Source organism: Streptomyces sp. NPDC057743 (assembly GCF_042798755.1).
GTDB lineage: Bacteria > Actinomycetota > Actinomycetes > Streptomycetales > Streptomycetaceae > Streptomyces.
Map to the genome: position 1 here is coordinate 1 of NZ_JBHVJX010000034.1, position 24,314 is coordinate 24,314.

19 protein-coding genes are annotated in these 24,314 nt (G+C 73.6%); 7 read left to right on the forward strand and 12 right to left on the reverse strand.

From position 1 onward, the window contains the following. Positions 1 to 262: 262 nt before the first annotated feature. From ACFVFQ_RS30270 to ACFVFQ_RS30280, 3 genes are all read right to left on the reverse strand, one after another. Positions 263 to 1,885, reverse strand: a complete 1,623-nt coding sequence (locus ACFVFQ_RS30270) for a transporter (protein WP_383422125.1) — start codon at positions 1,883 to 1,885, stop codon at positions 263 to 265. Next, complete coding sequence (locus ACFVFQ_RS30275) at positions 1,882 to 2,700, reverse strand: ABC transporter ATP-binding protein (RefSeq protein WP_383422231.1); 819 nt, start codon at positions 2,698 to 2,700, stop codon at positions 1,882 to 1,884. Before ACFVFQ_RS30275 ends, ACFVFQ_RS30270 begins: the two co-directional genes overlap by 4 nt. A gap of 117 nt (positions 2,701 to 2,817) precedes the next feature. Beyond that, a complete protein-coding gene (locus ACFVFQ_RS30280; RefSeq protein WP_383422127.1) occupies positions 2,818 to 3,489 on the reverse strand; it encodes a bifunctional DNA primase/polymerase in 672 nt (223 codons plus the stop codon). A gap of 475 nt (positions 3,490 to 3,964) precedes the next feature. Between ACFVFQ_RS30280 and ACFVFQ_RS30285 the strand changes: the two genes are divergently transcribed. Together ACFVFQ_RS30285 and ACFVFQ_RS30290 are read left to right on the forward strand one after the other, a co-directional pair. Further along, positions 3,965 to 5,359 carry a transcriptional regulator gene (locus ACFVFQ_RS30285; protein WP_383422129.1) on the forward strand — a complete coding sequence of 465 codons (1,395 nt, stop codon included), beginning with the start codon at positions 3,965 to 3,967 and terminating at the stop codon, positions 5,357 to 5,359. Positions 5,360 to 5,619: 260 nt separating this feature from the next. Next, the gene (locus ACFVFQ_RS30290; protein ID WP_383422131.1) at positions 5,620 to 7,314 is read left to right on the forward strand and encodes a hypothetical protein; all 1,695 of its coding nucleotides are present in this window, start codon (positions 5,620 to 5,622) and stop codon (positions 7,312 to 7,314) included. Between the two features lie 40 nt (positions 7,315 to 7,354). Here the strand turns inward: ACFVFQ_RS30290 and ACFVFQ_RS30295 are convergent, their stop codons facing one another. After that, positions 7,355 to 8,740: an ABC transporter substrate-binding protein gene (locus tag ACFVFQ_RS30295; protein ID WP_383422133.1), complete on the reverse strand. Its 1,386-nt coding sequence runs from the start codon at positions 8,738 to 8,740 to the stop codon at positions 7,355 to 7,357. Between the two features lie 171 nt (positions 8,741 to 8,911). Here ACFVFQ_RS30295 and ACFVFQ_RS30300 point away from each other — a divergent pair, with 171 nt between their 5' ends. Beyond that, the gene (locus ACFVFQ_RS30300; protein ID WP_383422233.1) at positions 8,912 to 9,373 is read left to right on the forward strand and encodes a hypothetical protein; all 462 of its coding nucleotides are present in this window, start codon (positions 8,912 to 8,914) and stop codon (positions 9,371 to 9,373) included. A 58-nt stretch (positions 9,374 to 9,431) separates the two neighbouring features. Then, a complete protein-coding gene (gene purU, locus ACFVFQ_RS30305; protein WP_383422135.1) occupies positions 9,432 to 10,322 on the forward strand; it encodes a formyltetrahydrofolate deformylase in 891 nt (296 codons plus the stop codon). Between the two features lie 126 nt (positions 10,323 to 10,448). Here purU and ACFVFQ_RS30310 read toward each other — a convergent pair whose 3' ends face one another. After that, positions 10,449 to 11,792: a zf-HC2 domain-containing protein gene (locus tag ACFVFQ_RS30310; RefSeq protein WP_383422137.1), complete on the reverse strand. Its 1,344-nt coding sequence runs from the start codon at positions 11,790 to 11,792 to the stop codon at positions 10,449 to 10,451. After that, a complete protein-coding gene (locus tag ACFVFQ_RS30315) occupies positions 11,789 to 12,451 on the reverse strand; it encodes an RNA polymerase sigma factor (RefSeq protein ID WP_383422139.1) in 663 nt (220 codons plus the stop codon). The genes ACFVFQ_RS30310 and ACFVFQ_RS30315 overlap by 4 nt, the downstream gene beginning before the upstream one ends. Positions 12,452 to 13,070: 619 nt before the next feature. Between ACFVFQ_RS30315 and ACFVFQ_RS30320 the strand changes: the two genes are divergently transcribed. After that, the gene (locus ACFVFQ_RS30320; RefSeq protein ID WP_383422141.1) at positions 13,071 to 13,445 is read left to right on the forward strand and encodes an STAS domain-containing protein; all 375 of its coding nucleotides are present in this window, start codon (positions 13,071 to 13,073) and stop codon (positions 13,443 to 13,445) included. A gap of 128 nt (positions 13,446 to 13,573) precedes the next feature. Here the strand turns inward: ACFVFQ_RS30320 and ACFVFQ_RS30325 are convergent, their stop codons facing one another. The 5 genes from ACFVFQ_RS30325 to ACFVFQ_RS30345 all read right to left on the reverse strand — a co-directional run bounded on the left by ACFVFQ_RS30325 (position 13,574) and on the right by ACFVFQ_RS30345 (position 18,971). Then, entirely contained in the window at positions 13,574 to 14,779 is a 1,206-nt protein-coding gene (locus ACFVFQ_RS30325) for a sensor histidine kinase (RefSeq protein WP_383422143.1), read from the reverse strand. 125 nt (positions 14,780 to 14,904) lie between these two features. Beyond that, on the reverse strand, positions 14,905 to 15,567 hold the full coding sequence (locus ACFVFQ_RS30330) for a response regulator (protein ID WP_383422145.1): 663 nt from the start codon (positions 15,565 to 15,567) through the stop codon (positions 14,905 to 14,907). A gap of 322 nt (positions 15,568 to 15,889) precedes the next feature. Further along, complete coding sequence (locus ACFVFQ_RS30335; protein ID WP_383422146.1) at positions 15,890 to 16,384, reverse strand: hypothetical protein; 495 nt, start codon at positions 16,382 to 16,384, stop codon at positions 15,890 to 15,892. 173 nt (positions 16,385 to 16,557) lie between these two features. After that, positions 16,558 to 17,775: a helix-turn-helix domain-containing protein gene (locus ACFVFQ_RS30340; protein ID WP_383422147.1), complete on the reverse strand. Its 1,218-nt coding sequence runs from the start codon at positions 17,773 to 17,775 to the stop codon at positions 16,558 to 16,560. An 86-nt stretch (positions 17,776 to 17,861) separates the two neighbouring features. Next, positions 17,862 to 18,971 carry a hypothetical protein gene (locus ACFVFQ_RS30345; protein WP_383422149.1) on the reverse strand — a complete coding sequence of 370 codons (1,110 nt, stop codon included), beginning with the start codon at positions 18,969 to 18,971 and terminating at the stop codon, positions 17,862 to 17,864. A 455-nt stretch (positions 18,972 to 19,426) separates the two neighbouring features. Between ACFVFQ_RS30345 and ACFVFQ_RS30350 the strand changes: the two genes are divergently transcribed. Together ACFVFQ_RS30350 and ACFVFQ_RS30355 are read left to right on the forward strand one after the other, a co-directional pair. Continuing rightward, positions 19,427 to 21,166 (forward strand): succinic semialdehyde dehydrogenase, encoded by a 1,740-nt coding sequence (locus ACFVFQ_RS30350; RefSeq protein ID WP_383422151.1) that lies wholly within the window; start codon positions 19,427 to 19,429, stop codon positions 21,164 to 21,166. 120 nt (positions 21,167 to 21,286) lie between these two features. Further along, positions 21,287 to 23,197, forward strand: coding sequence for a GMC oxidoreductase (locus tag ACFVFQ_RS30355; protein ID WP_383422153.1), 1,911 nt, complete (start codon positions 21,287 to 21,289; stop codon positions 23,195 to 23,197). Positions 23,198 to 23,902: 705 nt separating this feature from the next. Here the strand turns inward: ACFVFQ_RS30355 and ACFVFQ_RS30360 are convergent. Then, a complete protein-coding gene (locus tag ACFVFQ_RS30360) occupies positions 23,903 to 24,229 on the reverse strand; it encodes a chorismate mutase (protein ID WP_383422155.1) in 327 nt (108 codons plus the stop codon). Between the last annotated feature and the right edge of the window lie 85 nt (positions 24,230 to 24,314).

The following is a 24,314-nucleotide window of genomic DNA, read 5'->3' on the forward strand; positions in this document are numbered from 1 at the left end:
TGGGGGGTGTTGTCTTTGTCATACACGCTACCCCCCCCCCCCCCCCCCCCCGGGCGCCCCCGCACCCGGCACCCACCACCCACCACCGCCGGCCCCACCCCACAAACCCCCGCGCCCACGGCGCAACCCCCACGGCGGGAGAGCCAACAACGTGGGCCAAGCCCCGCGCAGCGGAACGGCGGGAGAGCCAACAACGTGGGCCAAGCCCCGCGCAGCGGAACGGCGGGAGAGCCAACAACGTGGGCCAAGCCCCGCGCCGCGGTCACCCCTTGCTAACCGCCGCCAGAATCTCCGGCAGCCGGCCCGCTGCCCGGGGCGCCGCCACCCGCAGGCCCAGCGCCGCGATGCCCACGCCGTAGACCGCGCCGGCCGGGATCAGCACCCACAACAGGTGCGCGTAGCCCGCCACATGGAGCCAGACCATCAGCCCCGCCAGCGGCGAGACCAGCACCGCGGCCGTCAGGAAGCCGGCCAGCAGGCTGATCCAGGCGATCCCGGCCTGGCCGGGCGCCACGTTCTTGTTGCCCTCGGACGGGATGGAGTACGGGAACAGCGTGGAGGCCATCGCACCCGTGGCGACCAGCGCGCCCAGGAGGCCCAGCGAGATGCCGTAGACGTCGGGGAAGGCCGACCAGGGGCCGAGCAGGGCGGCGGAGCCGACGACGACCAGCGTGACGTACGGGACGGAGACCAGCGCCAGGCTCAATGCCCGGGCCCGCAGCTCCTCGTAGGCGTCCCGGGGGGAGGAGATCGTCGAGGCCACCATCCAGAACGCCGAGGTGTCCTGCCCGAATTGGTTGTACATCTGCATGCCGAGCAGGGCGGACGCGGAGAAGGAGGTGTAGATGGTGCCGTTGCCCTGGGCGGCGGTGACGATCGGCACGATCAGGCCGATGCCCAGCGCCATCGCCCAGGACATCTTGGACTTCGGGTCGCGCCAGGCATAGCGCAGGGTGCGCAGCATGACGGTGCCCGTGCGCCCCTCGGGCAGCAGCCGGGCGAGGCCGCGCTCCCCGTCGCCGGACCGGCGCGCGCCGTCCTTGTCGACGGCCTGGAGCGTGGAGGAGTCCGGCGAGGTCATCAGGGTCGTCAGGGTCCGCTGCCACCACCACAGGAGCAGCACCAGGGCCAGCACCGTCAGGGCCAGGCCGGCCGCGGCGCGCCCGTAGGAGCCGTGCCCGGCGTCGTCCACGGCGGAGAGCGCGGAGACCGGCGGTATCCAGCGCAGCACCTCGCCCGCCGGCTCCAGGGCGGCCAGGCCGCCCGCGCGGCCCAGTTGCTGCCCGGCGACGTTGACGACCTGGGCGCCCAGGGCGATGAACAGGCCGCTCAGCACGGCGAGATCGCGGCCGCGGCGGCTGGTCAGCAGCCGCGTCGAGGCGGTGGCGACGGCGCGCGCCAGCGTGACGCAGACCAGCACCACCAGGACGACGGCCAGCACGCCGACGACCGCGGCAACGGCGCCGTCCGCGACCGCCACGACGGAGCTGGCAACCAGGGCGAGCGTCACCAACGGGCCGACGCCCACCAGGGACGTCACCAGCAGCGCGCGGATCAGCCGTTGGGGCCGCAGCGGCAGCATCACCAGGCGGGTCGGGTCGAGGGTCTCGTCGCCCGTGGGGAAGAACAGCGGCATCACCGCCCAGCCCAGGGTGAGCATGGCGGTGAGGATGACGACGAGCGCCGCGGCGTGCGGATTGCCGCGCAGCGACACCAGGGCGAGCACGACCGCGGCGGCCAACACCAGCCCGCCGAGGGCCGAGATGACGAAGGCCGCGGTGCGCCCGGGCGACTGGCGCAGGCCGTTGCGCAGCAGCGTCAGTTTGAGCCGGACGAAGACCGGGACCAGGGAGGAGGGGGTGGCGAGGGTGGTCTCGGTGCTCATCGGGTGCCGCCGCCCAGCCAGTCGAGGTCCTGCCCGGTGCGGCGGCCGCCCGCGCCGACCAGTTCGAGGAAGGCGTCCTGGAGCGAGGGGGCGTCGCCGCGCACCGTGGCCAGCGGGCCCTGTGCGCGGATCCTGCCCGCGGCCATCACCGCGACCCAGTCGCAGAGCGACTCGACCAGCTCCATCACATGGCTGGAGAAGATCACCGTGGCGCCGGAGGAGGTGTAGCGCTCCAGGACGCCGCGGATGGTCTGCGCCGACACCGGGTCGACACCCTCGAACGGCTCGTCCAGGAAGAGGATTTCCGGGTTGTGCAGCAGCGCGGCGGCCAGGCCGATCTTCTTGCGCATGCCGGTGGAGTAGTCCACGACCATCTTGTGCTGCGAGCCGGACAGGTCGAGCACGTCCAGGAGCTGGCCGGCCCGCTTGTCCACCTCGGCGCCCGGTAGGCCGCGCAACCTGCCTATGTAGGCGAGGAGTTCGCGCCCGGAGAGCCGCTCGAAGAGGCGCAGCCCCTCGGGCAGTACGCCGATCCGGGACTTGACCGCCACCGGGTCCCGCCAGACGTCGTGCCCGCCGATCTCGACGAGCCCGGAGTCCGGCCGCAGCAGGCCGGTCACCATGGAGAGGGTGGTGGTCTTGCCGGCGCCGTTGGGGCCGACCAGGCCGATGAAGTGCCCTGCGGGCAGGGTCAGGTCGATGCCGTGGACCGCGGTCTGTTCGCCGAAGCGTTTCCACAGGCCCTCGATGCGGACCGCGGGCGGTCCGGCCACGGCCCCCTCCTGGGTCGCGGCCGACCCCTCCTGCCCTTGCACGTTTTTCGCTTCGCTGGCCACGGCCTGCCCTTCGACGTCCCCGCAGGGGTCTGGTCGTGACCCCCGTCCGGCAACCCACGATACGGGCAGGCTCTGACAACACTCCTCGCGCCGCCGTCAGCGGGTGCGGAGCGCCGCCGCGTCCCGGGCGCAGGCGTACGCGAGCGGACTGATCAACTCCTCGGCGTCCGGCAGCCATCGGTTGCTGGCGGTGGGACGGCGCGCCCACTGGATCGCGCCGTGCGGGCCCACCCGGGTCGGCGGCGCGGCGATGTACTCGCCCTCGCCGCGGCAGATCAGGTCGAGGGCGGCCGGCGTCCAGCCGAGGTTCCGGACCATGTCCGGGACCTTGGCGGCGGCGCCGGGGAGGACGAGGAAGAGCATCCGGCGGTCGGGGGTGCGGGTCACCGGTCCGAGCGTCACGCCCAGTCGCTCCATACGGGCCAGCGCCAGACAGCCCGCCATCTCGGGCACGTCGAGCGCCTCGAACGTCCGGCCCGTGGGCAGCAGGATCGACGCCCGCGGCTGCTTGCTCCACATCCGCCGCACGGCGGTGGCGCTGCCGCTGGCCTGGTTGGCCCAGCCGGGCGCGGTCGGATGGGCCCCGGGCGAGGGGCAGTTGGGGGCGTCGCACGAGCAGCGCGGCCGCTCGCCCTCGTGCTCCAGCCATGCGCCGGGGAACACCTCCCAATGGCGTTCCTCGGCGTAACGCACCGCAGTGTCGATGAATTGCTCGCCGCGCTGTTTGGGGATCTGCGGGGCTCCTGTGACTCCGATGGTCTCTTCCACGCAGAGGACAACTCCCCTTGTCACCAAGGGTTACGGCCGAATGGGTGACGGCCCCGGCGCATCCTTCCGGCACGTGGGGCGCATGGATGCACTAGTGGGGGCGCGTGTGCAGATGGGGTCCGGGAAGCGGGTAGCCACTTGCGTGACGGGCGGACGGACCGCCCGGCGGACGGCCGCGGAGCACTAGGGGAGCCCTGCGCCGCGGCGCCGCGACCGGTGCACGGACACCGCGCGCCACCCCTCCTCGTAGAACAGCCCTCCGCGGCGCGGACCTGGGGGCGGCCGCGCTTCGCACGACGACGCACGGGCATCGCGCGCATCGCACGCAACCCGGGCATCCACTGCGAAGCACGCCCTCCGGGTTCGTACCGCGCATATCCCGGATATCTCGGATATCCCAGATATATACGGGGAATTGATCGCGGGGACGGCGTTCGCCGGTGAACGCGCAGCAGCAGTACAGGGGGTACACACCATGGCCGCCAGGCCACTCGTCGCGCGCCAGCCCAATGAGCGGTTGCAAGCGCTGATTCAGGAAGCCGGCTGTTCCAACGCGGGGTTGGCCCGCCGCGTCAACATGTGCGGCGCGGAGCACGGTCTCGACCTGCGTTACGACAAGACCTCGGTGGCCCGTTGGCTGCGCGGACAGCAGCCGCGCGGCCGTGCGCCCGCCATCATCGCCGAGGCACTGGGCCGCAAACTGGCCCGCACGGTCACCATCGACGAAATCGGGATGGCCGACGGGAAGAACCTCGCGTCCGGGGTGGGGCTGCAGTTCTCGCCGACCGTCCTAGGGGCCATCGAGCAGGTCTGCGAGCTGTGGCGCAGCGACGTCGGGCGTCGGGACTTCCTCAGCGGGTCCACGGTCGCCGCCTCCGCGCTGGTCGAGCCCAGCCGGGACTGGCTGATCACCGGGGCGGATTCCCAGGTGTCGCGCAACGCCGGTGCGAGAGTGGGCACTTCGGACGTGGCGGCCGTACGGGCGATGACCTCGGCGCTCAGTGAACTGGACCACCGCTTCGGCTCCGGGCACGTGAGGCCCGTCGTCGTGCACTACCTCAACAGCGTGGTCTCCGGGCTGCTGGCCGGGTCGTACCGCGAGGCGGTGGGGCGGGAACTCTTCGCCGCCGTCGCCCGGTTGACGGAACTGGGCGGCTACATGGCCGTCGACACCGGCCAACCGGGCCTGGCGCAGCGCTACTACATCCAGGCCCTGCGGCTCGCGCAGGCGGCCGGCGACCGCGGCTACGGCGGCTACGTCCTCGCCGCCAGCATGAGCCATCTGGCCGCCTCGTTGGGCAATCCGCGGGAGATCTCGCAGCTCGCGCGGGCCGCCCAAGAGGGCGCGCGGGGCATGGTCACCCCCAGGGCCGAGGCGATGTTCTTCGCCGCGGAGGCGCGCGGGCACGCCCTGATGGGCGACGCCCGGGCCTTCCAGGCGGTGGCGGGCCGGGCGGTCTCCGCGATGGAGCGCGCCGAGGCGGTCACCGACGCCGGCGACGACCCGGTATGGATCGCCCACTTCGACCCGGCCTATCTGGCCGACGAACTGTCGCACTGCCACCGGGACTTGGGGCAGCCGGCACCGGCCGCGCAGCGCGCCCAGGAGGCGCTCGACGGGCATCCGGCGGACCGGGCGCGGCGCCGCGCCATCGGGCTGGTGCTGCTGGCCACCGCCCAGGTGCAGCAGCGGGAGGTCGAGCTGGCCTGCCATACGGGAACGAGGGCGATCGAGTTGCTGAACGGGCTGCGTTCGGACCGCGGCGCGGAATACCTGGAGGACTTCCGGCAGCGCCTGGAGCCGTATCAGGACGAACCCGTCGTAAGGGAATTCGCCGCCCGGATGAAACTGCGCGCCGTCGCGGCGTGAGCAACGCCTCATCAGGAGCGGCGGCGGGCCCTCGCTTCGAGGGGCGAAACCGGGCGGAAGGGGGTACCGGTCGAAGGGTGTTCGACCGTGTGCTGCCAGGGGCGGGCCGGGATTCCGGCCCGCCCCCGGTGCGTTCTGCGGGGTCGGCCGCGGTGGCCGGCGGTGGCCGGTGCGATGACCAGGACGCATGTCGAACGTTGCCGTGAACCGGTAGCGTGCAGCCGACGATTCCGTAGGTCTGCACGATGGTAGGAGTCCCGGTGACGCAGAGCGGACAGGGTCACGACCCGCAGAATTCTGCGGCCGGCCCGGCCAGAGAGGGCATAGTGCTGCCCGCCGGTGGCGGCGACGCATGGCCGCCCGACCAGCAGGCCGCGCCGCCCGCCGGGCAGCCGTGGGGCCAGCCCTGGGGGCCCGGCCAGCAGCCGCCCGCACCGCAGGGCGCCGGGCAGCCCGGCGCGGCCCCGGGCGGGCCGCAGCCGCACGGTCAGGCACCGTCGTACGGCTACCCGGCCGCGCCCCAGGCGCCCGCCGCGCCGCACCCGCCGCAGCAGGGCTTCCCGCCGCCCTCCCCGTCGCCGACGCCGCCCATGCCGGCCGCGCCGCCCCCGATGCCGCCGCAGGCGCCCCAGGCGGGCCCGCCGACCGCCGGCCCGATGCCGCCCAACGCGTCGGCCGCCGAGGCCACCGCGATCCTCTCCTTCGGCGGCCAGGGAGGGCCGCAGCCCGGCCCCTCCGGTGAACTGGTCCGCGCGACCCCGCAGGCCGGCGCCCCGCTGCCGCCCGCGGCCGGCGACGACGCCACCACCCTCCTGCCGCCCGTCGCCGGCGGGCCCGGCGCCCCCGGTGGCGCCCCGCTGCCGCCCGAGTCGGCCGCCGCGCAACACCGGGACGCGGCCACCCAGATGCTGCGCCCCATCAAGGCGCAGCAGGGGCCGCCGCGTTCGGCCCAGCCCATGCCGCAGTCCCAGCCGATGCCCGGCGCCGGCGCGGACCAGGCAACGCAGTTGATCCCGCCGATCAGCGGCGCCGGCGGCCCCGTTGGCGCCGGTGCGCCCACCCCGCCGCCCGGCGCGCAGTTCGGCGCCCAACCGGGCCCGTCCGGCGGCCGATCGACCCCCGCCGAGTTCGACGGACTGTTCCGCGACGGACCGGCCGCCCCGGTCGCACCCGCCCCCGACGCCACCGCGCAACTGCCGCGCTTCGGCGACGCCGGCCACCCGCCGTACGGCCAACAGCCCACCCCCGGCGGCCCGTTCGTCCCCGGTGGCGGCCAGGACCAGTACGCCCCCTACGAGGAGAGCGGCGGCGGGCGCCGCAAGATACCCGCGGCCGTCGTCGTCGGCGCCATCGTGGTGGCGCTGGCCGGCGTCGGCCTCGGTGTCGGCTGGGCGCTCAGCGGCGGCAGCGGCGACGACACCGCCCAGAAGAAGCAGCAGGACCCCGGCACCAGTACGGCCAAGTCGACCAAGGACGGCGAGACCAAGCCGGCCGACGACCCGGCCGCCGCCCAGGCCAAGGGCCTGGACGCTCTGCTCGCCGACAGCAACAACAGCCGCTCCGCGGTCATCGGCGCCGTACAGAACATCAAGAGCTGCACCAACCTCGGCGGCGCGGCGGGCGACCTGCGGTCCGCAGCGGGCCAGCGCAACGACCTGGTCAAGCGGCTCCAGCAGCTCCCCGTGGACAAGATCCCCAACAGCGCCGAGCTGACCGCCGCGCTCACCACGGCCTGGAAGTCCTCTGCCGACGCCGACAACCACTACGCTGCCTGGGCCGACAAGGCCGCCGGCAAGGGCGGTTGCGACAAGGGCCACGCCAAGGGCGGCAAGGAAGCCTCCCAGGGGAACGCGTCCAGCGGCGCGGCCACCAAGGCCAAGCAGCAGGCCGCCGGCCTGTGGAACCCGATCGCCGAGAAGTACGGCCTCCGGAAGCACAGCCCCGAACAACTGTGAATCCGGGCCGGCGGCTTGACCCGTAGGCGGCGGGCGGGCCTCAGCCGTCGTCGGTGCGCCGCTGCTCCAGCGTCCGGGTCACATCGACGAACCCCTCCTGGGCGGCGACCAGTTCGCCGTGCCGGACGACCTGGTACGTCACGTCCGCGTTGACGATCCGGGGGAAGTCGGCGACGGCCAGCATGTCGTCATTGCGCCAGCGCAGGTCGGGCGTCAGGCCGCCGGTGTCGACGGACTGGTCGCCGCGGTCCAGGGCGGATTGCAGCGCGTGCGCGGTGATGTCCTCGACGCCCGAGGCGGCCAACTGCCGGATGACCGCGCTCAGTACGGTGTAGGCGATCCAGGTCGTCTGGACGCCCTGGTCGGCCGGGTCGATGCGGCGGTCGTCGAACGCCTCCTGGTCGATCACCCGGCGCATCGGCAGCCAGCGCGGATCGCTGGGTACCGGGTACCAGCCGGTGACGTCCGCGCCCTCCAACGGGCCGGAGTCGCCGCCGCTGCGGTTGACCATCGACTGGTCGACGCTGCCCAATACGGAGCCGACCTGCACCTTGGGGCGGGACTCCTGGAGGCGCCGGAAGGAGTCGAAGAAGGTGTCGGTGTGGTCGCCCAGCGAGGCGGCCACGCAGGAACCGGGCGCCGCGCCGCCGGTCTTCGCCGTCCCGTACACCGCGGAGTTAGCCCCCACCGCCTTCAGGGCGGCGCTCACCTCGTCCGTGTAGTCGGTGGCGGCCTCGGGCGCCTTGATGTCCGTGGCGCCGCCCCGACTACCCCCGGCGCGAGCGCCGGCTCCACCGGACCGGCTGCCGCCGGGCTCACCGTCGAGACCGGCGTTGAGCAGCCCCGGCATCTGGTCGCCCTGGATGGTGTCCGGCCGGACCAGGGCCACCCGTTGGCAGTCGCTCGCCAACTGGCGGCCGTTGCCGGCCAGGAGGGCGGCCTGACCGCCGTTGACGGGGTAGGAGAGCGGGCTGGCGAACTCCTCGGCGGAGGCGCCGTACCCGCCGATGAACGGGATGCCCGCCGCTTCGAGCGGTGACATGAACGAGCGGCCCCACTGGCTGTAGGAGCCGACGACGGCCACCGCCCCGCCCTGCACCGCCCGCTGGGCGCACCGCGCGGCCTGCGCCGAGTCGTTCTGCTCGTTGCAGGTGAGGACCTTCAACGGGTGGCCGGCTATCCCGCCGCGGGAGTTGACCCAGCGGGCGTACGCCTGCGCCATCGCCGGCATCCCCGGCATGTTGGTGGTCTTGGTGTCCTCGGGCGCCCAGGTCATCACCGTGACCGGCTCCTGCTCCCCGGAACCGGCGCCGGGGAGGGAGCCGCAGCCGGACAGCAGCGACGCGAGGACCGCCGTGCTCGCCGCCGCGGCGGTCGCAAGAGCGCGGGGAGAGGGGCGGGGGGAGGAGCGTCGCCGTCCGGTCATGGGCCCGCAGCCTTCCGCTCCGGCCGGAACGGGCGCGTGACACCGGGGCAACGGATGGTGACGCTGCGGTGAACTCCGGGGGGCCGATCGAGAGTAATCGGGAGGAACGTACGATCGAGAGCTGTGCAAGGTTCGGAGAAGTCTTCCCGTCGCGGCCGTCGCTCGACCACCATGGGCGGTATGCCGCTCTCTGACATGCCGTGGTGGCGCTGGCGCAGCAACGTCCGCTCCGCGCTGCACATGCTCTCCGACCCCGTCTTCCAGCAACACACCTGGCTGGCCGGCCGGCCCGGCTACGGAGACGTCACCGACGCCGTCTACCGGCTCGTCGAGGACACCTGGTTGGACAACTGGTCCGCCGAGAAGTACGTCGGCACGATCTTCCGGGACGCCCAGGAGGCGCAGTTGGTCGACGCGGCCGTCCTGCGGGTGCTGCGGATCATGCACCAGGTAGGGGCGGACGCCCCGGTCACCGCCTACATAGAGCACCCCGGTTGGCCCGACGCCGTACGGGCCGCCCGCGAGGCGCACGTCCACCTGGCCACCGCGGACGGCGAGGACCCGGACACCGCCCCGCACTCCCTCGAAGCGCTGGCCGCCGCCCTGTCCGGCACGCTGGGAGCCCCGGCGTGACCGGTGTCCCGGCCGCCGCGGTCGGAGGGGCCCCGCGGATGTGGGATCCTATGAGGTCATGAGCGAGTCGCAGCCCACCCAGCCCGGTCCGCGGGACCGGAACGATCAGTACGTCCTCACGCTGTCCTGTCCGGACAAGAAGGGCATCGTGCACGCGGTGTCCAGCTACCTGTTCATGACCGGTTGCAACATCGAGGACAGCCAGCAGTTCGGCGATCGGGACACCGGGCTGTTCTTCATGCGGGTCCACTTCACCGCGGAAGCGCCGGTGGACGTCGACAAGCTGCGGGCCAGCTTCGCCGCGGTGGGCGCCTCCTTCGGGATGGACTGGCAGATCCACCGCGCCGACGAGAAGATGCGCGTGGTGCTGATGGTGTCCAAGTTCGGGCACTGCCTCAACGACCTGCTCTTCCGCTCCCGGATCGGCGCCCTGCCGGTCGAGATCGCGGCCGTGGTCTCCAACCACACCGACTTCGCCGAGCTGGTCGGCTCCTACGGCATCCCCTTCCACCACATCCCCGTCACCCGGGACACCAAGGCCGCGGCCGAGGCCCAGCTGTTGGAGCTGGTGGAGAAGGAGCGCGTCGAGCTGGTGGTGCTCGCCCGCTACATGCAGGTCCTCTCCGACGACCTGTGCACGGCGCTGGCCGGCCGCATCATCAACATCCACCACTCCTTCCTCCCGAGCTTCAAGGGCGCCCGCCCGTACCACCAGGCCCACGCCCGTGGTGTGAAGCTGATCGGTGCCACCGCGCACTACGTGACCGCGGACCTCGACGAGGGCCCGATCATCGAGCAGGAGGTCGAGCGGGTCCGCCACGACGTCACCCCGGACCAGCTCGTGGCGATCGGCCGCGACGTGGAGTGCCAGGCGCTGGCGCGCGCCGTGAAGTGGCACAGCGAGCGCCGGGTGCTGCTCAACGGGCGCCGCACGGTCGTCTTCGCCTGACGCGGAAGGCCCAGACGGCACGGACGCGTCGGCGACGCGAACGACGCAGGTGAGGCGGGTGCCCACGCCCGGCGGCGGCCCGCCTCACCACCGGTCCCCGCACTGCCGGGAGCCTCGTCGCCGGCCCTACAACCGGGACAGCGCCGCCGTTGCGAACAGCACCTCGCGGATCGCCTCGCGCTCGCCGTCCTGCCCCGCCGCGGCCTCCTCCGGCGAGATGTGCCCGGCGGCCAACTGGCAGAACTCGTCGCTGTCCAGGGCGATATGGGCGACGGTGCCCTCGGGCGAGCCGACCGCCGCCGGGGAGTCCAGGGCTATGTACCAGTCCCCGCCGCCGTTGCCCTCGACCTCCAGATGGAGCGTGCGGCCCGGGGCGCCCGCGGCGACCAACTGCCGCGGCGGCGCGGCCAGTCCGGCCCGCCGGCGCTGGGCGAGCGTGGTCGGCAGCAGCCGCGCCGCGAGGTCGACGAGCAGATGGAGATGGCCGGAGGCCGGCGGCTTGTACGGATAGTCCACCGCCTCGGCGATGTCCCCGGCGTGCACCCAGGTCTCGAAGGCGCGGTCCAGGAAGGCGTCGCGCAGCGCGAGGTCGAACTTGCCGTACGGGACGGAGAGTTCGGTGACCCCGGTGCCGGCGAACGAGACCGTTCTGACCAGCGCCTGGCCCTGCTCGCGCCAAGGGTCGTGCGGCGCCCGCGGTTCGGGCTGCTCGCCGAGGGCGCGCCAGTACGCCTCCGTTCTCCGGCGCGGTCCCGGTTGCTCCGGGGCGTTTGAGCCCAGCGGGTCGGGCAGCCCGAGGGCCGCGGCGACCATGCCGTCCACCGCCATCAGGTGCCCGATCACCCCGCCGACGGTGCTGTCGCGCGCCATCGGCTCCCGGCCGTCGAACCAGCGCAGCCGCACCGGAGCCCGCCACTCCGCCTCGCCCATGTCGCGCAGCAGCGCGTCGAGTTTGGCGGCCTCCGCGTCGAACGGGATGGCCCACTCCGGCACCGGGATGCGCGCCGGCCGGCGGCCCAGACAGCCCGCCAACACCCTTGACCTGAGCAGTGGATTGAGGTCGAGGCTGTCCGCGGGGTGCAGCAGCGCCACCGCGTCGCGCAGCCGCAGGGCTTCCTCGGCGCAGGCGGCGCAGTCCGTCAGGTGCTCCTCGACGGCGGCGGTCTCCTCCGGCGAGCAGGCGGACAGTGCCCAGGCACCCAGCAGGGACTTGAGCACCTTGTGGGTCGGAGCGGCCGGCGGTGGCTGGCGCGGTCCGGTGTCGGCGCCGGTCACGGGGTCGTCATCGCTCTCGTACTCCGCAGGGACGTCGTGGGACGGGACGTGGTCCGGGACGGGACCGGGCGTGGGGCGCGGGACGGGCGGCAGCGGGCCGTGGTCCTCCGCGGCGGGGCGCGGCGCCGGTATCCGGGGCCGTTCACCGGGGCCACCGGGGCGCTCGGGGCCGTCCCATTCGTCCGGGCCCCTCACCGCGGCCGCCCGTGGCCCGGTGCGGGCGGTGTGGAGTGCGGTGGCCGCGGGGCCTGCGGTCCCCGGGCGGCGGTGCGGCGCATCGGGACCGCGGGCAGCGCCTGGTGGTTGTGGGCGGTGGACAGCAGTTGGAGGCCCAGGCGCAGCCGGCGCCGGGCCTCGTCCTCGGTGACGCCGAGGTCGGCGGCGGTCTGGCGGTAGTCCCGACGCTGGAAGTACGCGAGCTCCAGGGCCTCGCGCAGCGGGGCGGGCATGGACGTGACGATGTAGTCGGCGCGGGCGGCGGTGGACGCCTCGTGGATCTTGCGCTCCAACTCGCGCTCCGATTCGGCGGATCCGGGCCCGTCCCCGTCGTGGTCGCGCACCGAGGCGGACTCGGTCTGGCGCAGCCGCTGGACGGCCTGGTGGCGGGTGATCCCGGCCACCCAGGAGCGCAGCGAACCCTGTTTGGGGTCGTAGGTGTCGGGGTGCTCCCAGATGTAGCCGAACACCTCGCGGGTGATGCGGTCGGCGGCGTCCTCGTCGTCCAGGACGCGGTAGGCGAGGCTGTGCACCAGCGAGGCGAAACGGTCGTAGAGCTCACCGAGTGCGGCGGCCTCGCCGCGGGCGAGCCGCTGCTGCATCCGCCTGTCCCAGCGCGGTGGTGCGTCGTGTGCCATGGGACCCCCATCCCTGCCCCTCGCGGCCGGGCTCACACCTCGGCCGGCGCCGTCGCCGAAGCCCCCGGACGTGGCCTCAGCCTCTCCACGGGGCCCGTGCTCCGCCGGACCCCGCGCCGTCACTCCCGCCCACTGTCGTACCCGTACTCACCCCTCCGCTCACGAACTGTCGTCCGTCACCCGATCCGGCGGCCCGCCGCATCGGGCGCTTTACGCCCGCCGCCCCGCGCCGTGACGTTCGCCACGACGCCCGCCGTGTTCACGAATGTAGTGGCCGGGTCTGACAGCGCAGGCGCCTTTGCGGCAAAGCGGCCCGCGCGAGCGTTGCGGATGGTAAGGGGGCGATGACGGTGTGGCAGATCCGGCCACACATCACGAGCGAAGTGGAACGATGCGGACCGTTCGTGGCCGTATCGACCCATGTGTTACGCGGGTGTGACCGGTTGCGGGCGAAAACCCGCCTTCCCTTGGGCATAGCCTTAGGAGGGGACGGCCTGCCGCGCCACGGAATCGCAAGCGTTTCAGGGGAGAGAGGCCGGGCAGTCGAGCCGGGAAGGGTGGGTTCCGCATGGCAACCGGGGCGCATCCGGTCCGAAAGCGAGCGAAAGGCTTCGAGCGCGTGTCGTTGAAGGTGGCAGAGGACGAAAAGGGCCCATGGGCGGTGCTCCAGGTCTCCGGCGAGATGGACCTGGTCACGTCGCCGGCGGTGCGGCAGCACGTGCACGACGCGGTGGCCGAAGGCCGGCGCTCCCTCGTCCTCGATCTCTCCGAGGTCCGGTTCTGTGACTCCAGCGGTGTGGGCGTGCTGATCGCCGCCCGCCGCCTGATGCGCTCCTGTCAGGGGCGCCTGCGGCTGATCCTGCCCGCCCAGGGGGCCGTCGACGGCTCCCACGTCAACCGCGTCCTGGCCGCCCTCGGCGTCCGCCGGCTCTTCGAGGTCTACCCGGACCTGTCCACCGCGGTCGACGAGACCGCGGCGCCGCTGTCGGCCTGAGCGGCCCGTTGCCGGCTGACGGGCGGCCCGCTGACGGGCCGCCGTCGCCGCCTGCCCATCTCCCGCTACTCGCCCACCGCGCCCTAACGGGCCACCCCCTGCCCCCGGTTGCCGACCACCTCTCCCGATCACCCCACCCCGTACGGGAATTCCGCCCGTACGACGAAGCCGCCCTCGGCCGTGGGGTGCGCCTCCAGCGTTCCGCCGAGGCTCTGCGCGCGTTCGCGGAGCCCCACCAGCCCGTGCCCGCCGCCCGGGAGCGCGGGGACCGGCGCCGCCGCGTCCGCCGGCCCGTTGCGGATCTCCACCCGCAGCCCGTCCCGGCCCCGCGCCGCGCCCGCGTCGCCCGGTGCCGTCAGCTCCACCGCGTCGACCCGGACCCGCACCCGCGCCCCCGGGGCGTGCTTGCGGACGTTGGTCAGCGCCTCCTGGACGGTGCGGAAGGCGGCCCGCTCGACGGTCCGGGCCCCGCGCGCACGGCCCGCGTCCGTGGCGCCCGCGGCCGCGCCGTCCAAAGCCGCGCCCGCCGCGCCCAGCCCCTCGTACGTCACGTCCAGCGCGCTCATCTCGATCAGCCGCGGCAGCTCGTCGAGGTCCGGCTGGGGCGCCAGTTCGGCGCTCTCCCGGGCGTCGCCGCCGGCCGCCCGCAGCACGCCGACCATGTGCCGCAGCTCCTCCAACGTGCGCACGGACAGCTCCCGGATGGTCCGGGCCCCGCTGCGCGCCGCCTCGTCCGCCGTGCTGACCTGCACGGCGCCGGCCTGGAGGCTGATCAGGCTGACCTGGTGGGCCACCACGTCGTGCATCTCGCGCGCCAGCCGGGCCCGTTCGGTGGCCTTCACCCGCTCCGCCAGCAGCCGGTCCTCGCGGCGCAGGCTGCGGGTCAAGTCCTCCACCCGGGAGGCGAGTTCGCGGCGGGTCCGGACCAGGAGGCCGAGCGCGATCGGGGCCGCGGAGGTGACGCAGGCGTCGATCAGGACCAGGGTGTTCTCCCGGTACGCGGTCGGTTCGAAGTCCGAGATCGGGTACGGCAGGAAGTGCGCGGCGACCAGCAGCAGCGCGCAGACGCCGAGCCGGGCCCGGCCGGGCCGCAGCGCGGCCAGGGTGTAGAGGGCGATCATCGGCGCGAACCAGATGTAGCCGATGTAGAGCCCCGGGAGGGTCACCAGGAACACCAGCAGCGGCCAGCGGCGGCGCACCAGCAGGGCGGTCGCCGCGACCACCGAGACGGTCAGCTCCAGGGCCATCTCCAGCCCGTTGACGAGCAGCGCGTCGGCGATCGCCAGCAACACCGGCACCAGTACGGGACCGATCCGGCGCAGCCGCCGTCCCAACGGGCCGCGGGCGAGCCGCCGGACGGGGCGGAGGCCGGTGCCCGGCCCCCCAACGGGCGCCTGGCCCGCTCCCGTTGGCCGATGGCCCCCGGCGCCCCGTCTTCTCCCGGGCTTCCGGCCGGATATCACCCCGTACTCCGGGGGACGCCGGCCACCAGACCCGCCCGGTCGGCGACGATCGCCGCCTGGATGCGGTTGATTCCGCCCAATTTGGCCAACAATGCCCGCACATGGTCCTTGACCGTGCTGGGTGCCAGCCCCATCCGCTCCGCGATCTGCGCATTGCCCAGGCCCTCGCCCAGCAGCGCCAACACCTGCGACTCGCGCGGCGTCAGCCCGCTCACCGCCCGGGCCGCGGCCGCCTGGTCCTCGGCGGTCAGATAGCCACCGATCACCGCCCGGGTCACCCCGGGGTCCAGCACGCTGCCGCCGGCCGCCAGCGTCCGTACCGCCCGCACCAGTTGCTCGGGGTCGGAGTCCTTGAGAAGGAAGCCCGCCGCGCCCTCCCGCAGCGCGGCCGTTAGGTACTCCTGGGCGTCGAAGGTGGTGAGCATCGCCACGGTCGGCGGCTCCGGGGCGGCCCGCAGCCCGCGCAGCACGGTCAGGCCGTCCACGTCCGGCATCCGGATGTCGAGCAGGACGACCTCGGCCGCGCGGCTCAGCACGGTCTCCACGGCCTCTGCGCCGCCGCAGTCCGCGACCATCTCGATGTCCGGGGCGGTCCCCAGGATCATCCGCAGTCCGGACCTGACGAGCCGTTCGTCGTCCACCACAGCGACACGGATCACCGGCCGCCCCTTTCTCCCACGCATCGTTCGTGCCCCGGAACCGCCCGGCGCTGCGCGACTCCGTCCCCGCCCCCTCCGGGTCCCCCTTAGGAGGGCCCCGCACCCCCGCCGACCGGCGGGGGGTCTCGCCCGACCTGCGGACGATGGCGCGGGGCGGACCCCGCGGGCAGAGTGGTTCTCATGCTGCACCACTGAAGAGGCCACAAGCCCAGGACGCGTTGCAGCTCACATCGACGGCCGCCGCGGCCCCCACACGCGACGGACGTCCCGGCGCGCGGGGGCGGGCCCGGAGGGGGCCTTCCCCACCCCGGTCACGAGGGGTCTACGAGGCCCCGTCGCCGCCGCCCCCGCTACCGCCGCCCCTTTCCGCACCCTCCGGGCCCTCCGTGCCCTCTGCCTCCCCCGCGGCTCCCACGCCCCCTGCCTCTCCCGCATCCCCTGCATCCTCGACATCCCCCGCATCCTCGGCATCCGCCGACTCCCAGTACTGGGCGAGCCGTTCGCCCCGGCTCTCCGCGATGCGTACGGCGTCCCGTAGGGCGGCGAGCAGTTGCGCGGCCAGGAAGCGGAGCTGCCCGGCGTCGGCCGACGGGTCGTCGATGAGGGGCTCGGCGTGGTCCAGCAGCCCGAGGCTCATGGCCAGTTGGAGCGCCTCGATCCGGTCCGCGTAACGGGAGACGGGGCCGTCGCCGGCGAGGTCGGTGAGGAGGTAGCAGGGCTGGTCGTCGGCGCCGGCCCAGGGGAGCAGCCGGCCAACGGCACGGGCGGGACGGACGGTTTCGGCGGTTCGGGCATTCCGGTCGGAACGGTGCGGCACGTCAGCCTGCTTTCTTGGGGTGAGCGGATCGGGCCGGGGCGGCCCGGGGCCGTCGTCTTCGACGCGCCCGCCACGTTAGGCGGGCGCGGTTCGCCCGGACAGTGACGCCCTGTGCGACTTTGCGTGCCGGGTAGGGCGCCGTGCCCTACCCGCCCTCCGGGGAGGGCGTGGCGCTACGCGTCGAGGTCCAGCCGATCGGCGAGTTCCGTCAACGGAGAGGTCCGGCGCCTTTCCCGGCCGCGGAGTTCGGACACCAGGCGCAGGCTGGTGGAGTGGTACCGCATCCACTCCGGGGCGATGCGCTCGGCGGTGAGCAGGGCCGTCACGGCCCCGTCGTCCTGGTCCAGGTCGGCGTGGGCCAGGGCGCGGTCGACGTGGAACCGCGCCCGCCACGTGGGGGGCAGCGCCCGCAGTTCCGGCACCGTGCGCGCGGCGCGCAGGGCCTCCACGCTGTCTTCCATCTCCACAAGGAAGTTGACCTTCGCCACCCCCACGTTGGTGGGGCCGAACGGCGTCGCGTAGTCGAGCCGGTCCGCGCCGAGCCGGGCTGCCGCCGCACCCGCCAGGTTGAGCAGGTCGCGGACGGTGTCCCGGCGCTCCAAGCGGACCGCCGCCGTCGCCGCGCGGAGCAGCAGGATGCCCCACAGTGCCAGTTCGATCGGCGCGGAGCGGAAGCCGGGTTCGATCAACTCGGCCGCCCTGAGTGCGACGCGTTCGGCGTCCGCCAACCGCCCCTGCTTGGTCAGGACCCAGGCGAGGCTGGAGAAGCCGACGGTCTCCAGGTGAGGGTCGTCTCCCTTGGCCGCCGCCGCCCTGGCCCGTTCGAGCGCGGTGAACGCGGCGTCCTCCTTGCCCAGCGCCGTCAGTGTCGTCGCGGCGACCTGGTACGCCTCGGCCAGTACGGAGTGGGCCGCGGCGGCCTGGCTCCCGGTGGAGGCATGCGCCGTCGCTTTGGCGTCGTTGATCAACTGCGGCAGCAGGGCGCCGATTTCGGCCATCCGGCCCTCCCGACGGATCCGCTCCGTCGAGCGCAGCGCCGTCTGCAGCGCCGCGAGGCCCGGCGGGTCCTCGGGGTCCGGGTCCTCCCCGAGGAGCTCGGAGACCGGAGCGACAGCTCGGCGCAGCGCCAGAACGGACGGCTGCTCGCCGTCGCCGCGGACCTCGAAGGTCGAGGGCTTGCCGACGAGCGCGGACGGCTCCACGTCCAGTGCTCTGGCAAGGGAGTTGAGCGTGCTCAGCCGGGCCGTCCGGCGCACCCCCTGTTCCAACTTGCGCACGACGTCTACGGAGAGCCCGGCCCGTTCGGCGAGCCCTTCCTGCGTCAACTTGCGCCGGGCGCGCAGTCGGGCGATGCGGTCCCCAATACTGGGCTCCTCGTGGAACAACTCCATGGCTACTCCCGCGAGACGGACGTAACGACCACGCTACGCCTGCGGGCGCGACGGTGTTGCGCCACCGCCCGGAGCCGCCCGCAGGGCTACCCCTCCCCGACCCCCGGCCCCACCCCGTCGACGACGCCCTCCCCGACCTTCAGGCCGCGCCCCATCGCCAGCACCAACACCGATGTCATCGCGGCCAGACCGAACGCCGTGGTGGCCATGTAGAGCGCGCCGTCGGGGGTGGCGAAGGACTGGTTGAAGAAGTCGGTGACGGTCAGCCAGACCACCGTGCGGACGATGAGGTAGAGCTCGACCGAGGCGAAGACCAGCAGCGCGCCGCGGACGTCGTGGCGGGCGCGGCAGGCCAGCACGCCCAGCACGAGGAAGCCCAGCAGCGAGCCGAGGGTGGTGAACTCGCTGGAGGTGGCCAGATTGAGGGTGCCCAGGACCGAGCCGTCCACCGCGCCGCGGAGGTAGCGGCGAGCGGCCGCCATCCCGGCGGACGTCAGGTCGTACGTGGTCCAGGAGAGCCGGGCTAGGCCCATGATCAGGAAGAGCACGCCGCAGATGCGGGCGAGCCGACGGTCCCGGGGGCCGGGGCAGAGGGGCGGAGCGTCCGGCGCGGCCAGCAGGGTCGGGGCAACCGGGGCGGACCCGCCGGCCCGGGGGCGACGCCAACGCCCCGCCACGGCCCGCTTCTTCGCCGCCCCCGCCGTCTCCCTCGCCGGGAACATCTTCGTCAGGACGACCACCGCGACCACCAGCCCCAGCACCCGAGTGGCCAGCGCCCAGCCGCCGAGCGGGTCGGTGGCGTACTGGTCCCGGTAGGCGGCGTCACTCAGGCCGATCGCCTCCCGCAGCGAGACGGCGAGCAGGAAGAACCCGCAGAACAGGGCGGCGCTGCGGGCCGGCCGGCGGTGCGCGACGGCCAGGCCGGCGGTCGCCAGGCAGGCCGCGGCGAAGGCCCACTCGTAGGGGCCGACCAACTGGGACGCGGGGGCGGCGCCGGGATTGAACAGCCCCTCGACGAAGTCCCAGACCGAACCGTCCCCTTGGACGATGCCGTACACCGTCCAGGCGGCGAGCGCGGCGGCGTAGAGGGTGAGGAAGAACGCGGTGGTGTGGTACGCGGCGTGGTGCCGGGGCGCGGCGTGGGTCGGATCCCCGCCCGGACGGACGTCCAGTGCGTCGCCGTCCCGCATGACCATGCCCGATCCCCGTTCCCGTGCCGCCCGTTGCCATACCGGCGTCGCCGCCGAAGCCGCCGCCTCACTGTGTCAAGGACGGCCGGAGGGGCGGGGGAGGTTCCGCTCCGTGTGTCGCGAGTTGATCAACGTGGGAGGCGAGTTGGCGGGGAAACGGTGCGATGGCGTGCCGATAGGGCTAACGGCCGATATCGGGAGGGGTGTTGACGCCAGGGTGGACAAGGCGTTGACGTCTTGCGCGTCTTGCGCCCCTTGCATGTCCCGCGCGACTTGGACGTCTTGGCGGACACCGACGCCAACCGGTCCTGCGCCGCACCGCACCGCACCGACCCACCCCGCCCCATCTGCCCAGCCCACCCCCCTTGCGGCCAGCAAATACTGGCGCGATGGTGGCTAGCGTGGGAAAACCTGTTACCGCCGGGTACACAAAGCGGTCCCGGACGAATACGCTCGCCCGCATGACGGACTCGCAGGACACCGGAACGGCCACCTCCGAAGCGGCACCCCAGGGCGCCCAGGTCCCCCAGGACGCCCCGGCGTCCACGACGGCCCCCAAGGACCCCACCGCGCCCAGCACGGAGGCCGATCCGGCCGCGCCCGCCGCGCCCCGCGCGGACGGCAACCCGGTCGCCATAGCCGCGCCCGGCACCCGTACCGCAGCGGACGTCGTCCCCCCGGAGGTGGCCGCCCGCCTCACCCGGCCCGTGGTCGGCAGCGGCGCGACCGCCAACCACGCCCCGTTCACCGGCGAGAAGTTGGCGGACCTGCCCGAGTCCACCCCAAAGGACGTGGCCACCGCCTTCGAGCGGGCCCGCGCCGCCCAGGAGCGCTGGGCGCGGGTCCCGGTCCGGCAGCGCGCCGCGGTCCTGCTCCGCTTCCACGACCTGGTCCTGCGCCGACAGGCCGAGGTGCTGGACCTGATCCAGCTGGAGACCGGCAAGGCGCGGCTGCACGCCCACGAGGAGCTCCAGGCGGTCGCCGTCGCCGCCCGCCACTACGGTCGCAAGGCTCCCGCCTACCTCCGCCCCAAGGGCCACACCGGCGTCGTCCCGACCCTCACCAAGGTCACCGAACTCCGCCAGCCGCGCGGGGTGGTGGGGCAGATCGCCCCCTGGAACTACCCCTTCGAGCTCACCGTCGGCGACGCCCTGCCGGCCTTCGTCGCCGGCAACGCCGTGGTCATGAAACCCGACACCGAGACCGCGCTGACCGCCCTGTGGGCGCGCGAGCAGCTGATCGAGGCCGGGCTCCCCGAGGACGTCTGGCAGGTGGTCCTCGGCGAGGGCCCGGTCGTCGGCCCGGAGGTCGTCCGGCACGCCGACTACGTCTCGTTCACCGGCTCCACCCGCACCGGCCGCGAGGTCGCCCGGGGCGCCGCCGACCGCCTCGTCGGCGTCTCCCTCGAACTCGGCGGCAAGAACGCCATGTTGGTGCTGCACGACGCCGACGTGGAGAAGGCCGCCGCCGGCGCCGTCCGTGGCTGCTTCTCCTCCGCGGGCCAGCTGTGCATCTCCATCGAGCGGCTCTACGTCCACGAGTCGATCGCCGACGCCTTCGTCGAGCGGTTCGCCGCCCGTACGAGGGCCATGCGGCTGGGCAACGCCCTCGCCTACGGCGCCGACATGGGCTCGCTGGTCGGCCCGCGCCAGTTGGAGACCGTCACCCGGCACGTGGAGGAGGCGGTGGCCAAGGGCGCCCGGGTGCTCGCCGGCGGCCGCCCCCGCCCCGACATCGGCCCGCTCTTCTACGAACCGACCATCTTGGACGGCGTCGAGACGCCGATGGCCGTCTGTGGCGAGGAGACCTTCGGCCCGGTCGTCTCGATCTACCGCTTCCGCGACGAGGACGAGGCGGTGGCCCGCGCCAACGCCACGCCCTACGGCCTGAATTCCAGCGTCTGGACCAAGGACGGCCGGCGCGGCCGGGCGCTCGCGGCCCGCTTGCGCACCGGCACCGTCAACGTCAACGAGTCCTACGCGGCCGGCTACGGCAGCGTGCAGTCCCCGATGGGCGGCATGGGCGACTCGGGCCTGGGCCGCCGGCACGGCTCCGAGGGCATCCTCAAGTACACCGAGGCCCAGACCGTCGCCCAGCAACGCCTGATGCCCATGGCCCCGTCCTTCGGCATGAACGACGAGAAGTACGCCGCCTTCATGACCCGCAGCCTGCGCGCCATGAAGGCCCTCCGCCTCCGCTAGACGGAGCCCAACCATCCAGCCCCTGGCGTTCAAGGAGCATGGCCGGGGGAAAACCAGCCCCTCCGGCGTTTGAGGAGCGGGGTCCGGGGCGGAGCCCCGAAGACGGACACGGAGGTACCGGTGCCACAGGACAACGCTTCCCCACACCACACCCCGAACGGCGAGTTCGCCACCACAGGGCCCACCACCGACGACTCCGGCTCCGCCGACGATTACGACTACGACGTCCTCGTCGTAGGCTCCGGCTTCGGCGGCTCCGTCTCCGCCCTCCGCCTGACCGAGAAGGGCTACCGCGTCGCCGTCCTCGAAGCCGGCCGCCGCTTCACGCGCGAGACCCTGCCGAAGAGTTCCTGGGACCTGAAGAACTACCTGTGGGCCCCCGCCCTCGGCCTCTACGGCATCCAGCGCATCCACCTGCTGGGCAACGTGATGGTGCTGGCCGGCGCGGGCGTCGGCGGCGGCTCGCTGAACTACGCCAACACCCTCTACGTGCCCCCGAAGGCGTTCTTCGACGACCCCCAGTGGCGCGACATCACCGACTGGCAGCAGGAGTTGGCCCCGTACTACGACCAGGCCCGCCGGATGCTCGGGGTGCGGCTCAACCCGACCATGACCCCCTCCGACGTCCATCTGAAGGCGACCGCCCAGGAGATGGGCGTCGGCGACACCTTCCACATGGCGCCGGTCGGGGTGTTCTTCGGCGACGGCGAGGACGCCGACGGCGCGACGCGGGCGAAGCCGGGCGCGGAGGTGCCCGACCCGTACTTCGGCGGCGCGGGCCCGTCCCGCCGGGCCTGCACCGAGTGCGGCGCGTGCATGACCGGCTGCCGGCACGGCGCCAAGAACACCCTCAACGAGAACTACCTCTACCTCGCCGAGCGGGCCGGCGCGGTGATCCACCCGATGACCTCGGTCGTCGCCGTCACCGAGGACTCCCGCGGCGGCTTCGCGGTCAAGACGCTGCCCACCGACAACAAGAAGAAGGGCCGACGAGGAGGTGCGGCGCGAAGCGCCTCGGTGCGGGGCGGTGGTCGGGCGACGGGTGGGCGGACCTTCACCGCCCGCCGGGTGGTCCTCGCCGCCGGCACCTACGGCACCCAGACGCTGCTGCACCGCATGAAGGACAGCCGGCTGCTGCCGTACCTCTCCGACCGCCTCGGCACGCTGACCCGCACCAACTCCGAGGCCCTGGTGGGCGCCCAGACCACCGACCGCCGCTACCGGAAGCAACACGGCGCCGCGCGCGTCGACTTCACCAAGGGCGTCGCCATCACCTCGTCCATCCACCCCAACGAGAACACCCACATCGAGCCGGTCCGCTACGGCAAGGGCTCCAATTCCATGGGCAGTTTGACGCTCCTCCAGGTGCCGTACCGGCCGGCCGGGCGGGTCCGGGGCTGGGTCGGCAACATGGTCCGCCACCCGGCGCTGGCGCTCCGCTCGCTCTCCAACCGCCGCTGGTCCGAGCGCAGCATCATCGGCCTGGTCATGCAGTCCCTGGACAACTCCCTTACCACGTACCGGAAACCGGGCGGTCTGGGGAAGGGCCTGCTCACCGCCCGGCAGGGCCACGGTGCCCCCAACCCCAACCAGATCCCCGAGGCCACCGAGGCCGCCACCCTGCTCGCCCGCGAGATCAACGGCTTCCCGGGCAGCAACGTCGGCGAGTTGATGGGCACCCCGCTCACCGCGCACTTCCTCGGCGGCTGCCCGATCGGCGCGGACGGCGACCACGGCGTCATCGACCCCTACCACCGCCTCTACGGCCACCCGGGCATCTCCGTCGTCGATGGCGCCGCGGTCTCCGCCAACCTCGGCGTCAACCCGTCCCTGACCATCACCGCCCAGGCCGAACGCGCCATGTCCCTGTGGCCCAACAAGGGCGAGGCGGACCCGCGTCCGGCCCCGGGGCGGCCGTACGAGCGGGTGGCGCCGGTCGAACCGGTCCGCCCGGCCGTGCCCCGCGCGGCCTTCGGCGCGCTCAACTTGCCGTTCCTGGACGTCCCTTCGGTCCCGCCGAAGAAGCCGTAGCGCCCGCCCGGCACAGCGAAGGGCCCCGCGAACTCCTCCGCGAGGGGGGATGCGGAGGCCACGGGGCCCTTGGCGTTCGGTGCCGACGTCAGGGCGGCGGCACCGACAGGCGGCGCTGGGGGGGGGGGAGCGCCGCTGGCTCATCAAGTGGGGTGCGGTGGTGCGGTGTTGCGGAGCGGTGCGCATGCGGTGCGAGACGTGGTGCAAAGTGGCGCGGGACCGTCCGGCATCTGGTGTGGACCAATGGCGTGCGCGGCAAAGGCCCGTACCGGAAGCGGTCTGTGGTTCGTCAAGCATCGTCCAGGATGCGCCTCATCTGGCGCAACCGTTTCGACGGGATGCGGTCGGTCCCGGGCGTCCCCAGGACCGACCACCCCATCGGTGTGACCGGGCTGCTGTCCCCTGCTGACCGGTCACGGACCGGAGCGAGGTCCCACGACGCGGGCCGTGCCAGCGGCCGACGTCTCATCACTCCGGCTTTCCGCCCGTGGGGCGGCGTCTACGCGTAGTCCTGCAGGCCACGTCTGGCTGGCGTGGCACCGGGAACAACGAAGCCTCTCCGGGCCCGGTCACGCGCCGTACGGGTGAGTCGGCAACCGAACTCAGTTCCAGCCGGGCCCCCACTGGCATCCCATCCGCACCGGCCGCGCGACCGGGCGGATCGGGCCGTCGGACCCGCCGCCGGACCGTCGTCCGACCCGCCCGTCAGACCCGGCCCCGGGACAGCTCCAGCAAGGTCATCGCCAGCGCCGTGCCCGGCCGGCCGAGCTGGTCGCGGTAGTGCGCCAGCACCTCCATCTCGCGGGAGAGGTTCACCCGCCGCCCGCCGGAGGTGATCCGCTCGCGCTGGATGACCGCGGAGACCGCCATCCGTTCCTGGACGAGCCCGATGATCCGGCCGTCGAGATCGTCGATCCGGCGCCGGGCGTCCTGGATCACACCGGCCGCCTCCGGGGTGTGCGCGCCGGTGTCCGGGGCGGCGGGGCCGGCGGGGATGGTCGTCGGTCGCGCGGTGTCGCTGCTCGTGCTCATGTCCGTTCCTCCTGGGTTATGGCCCCGGGAGCCGTGGGAACCGGTACCGGTCCCGGACGGACAACAGGCGCCCCGGACCGTGGTC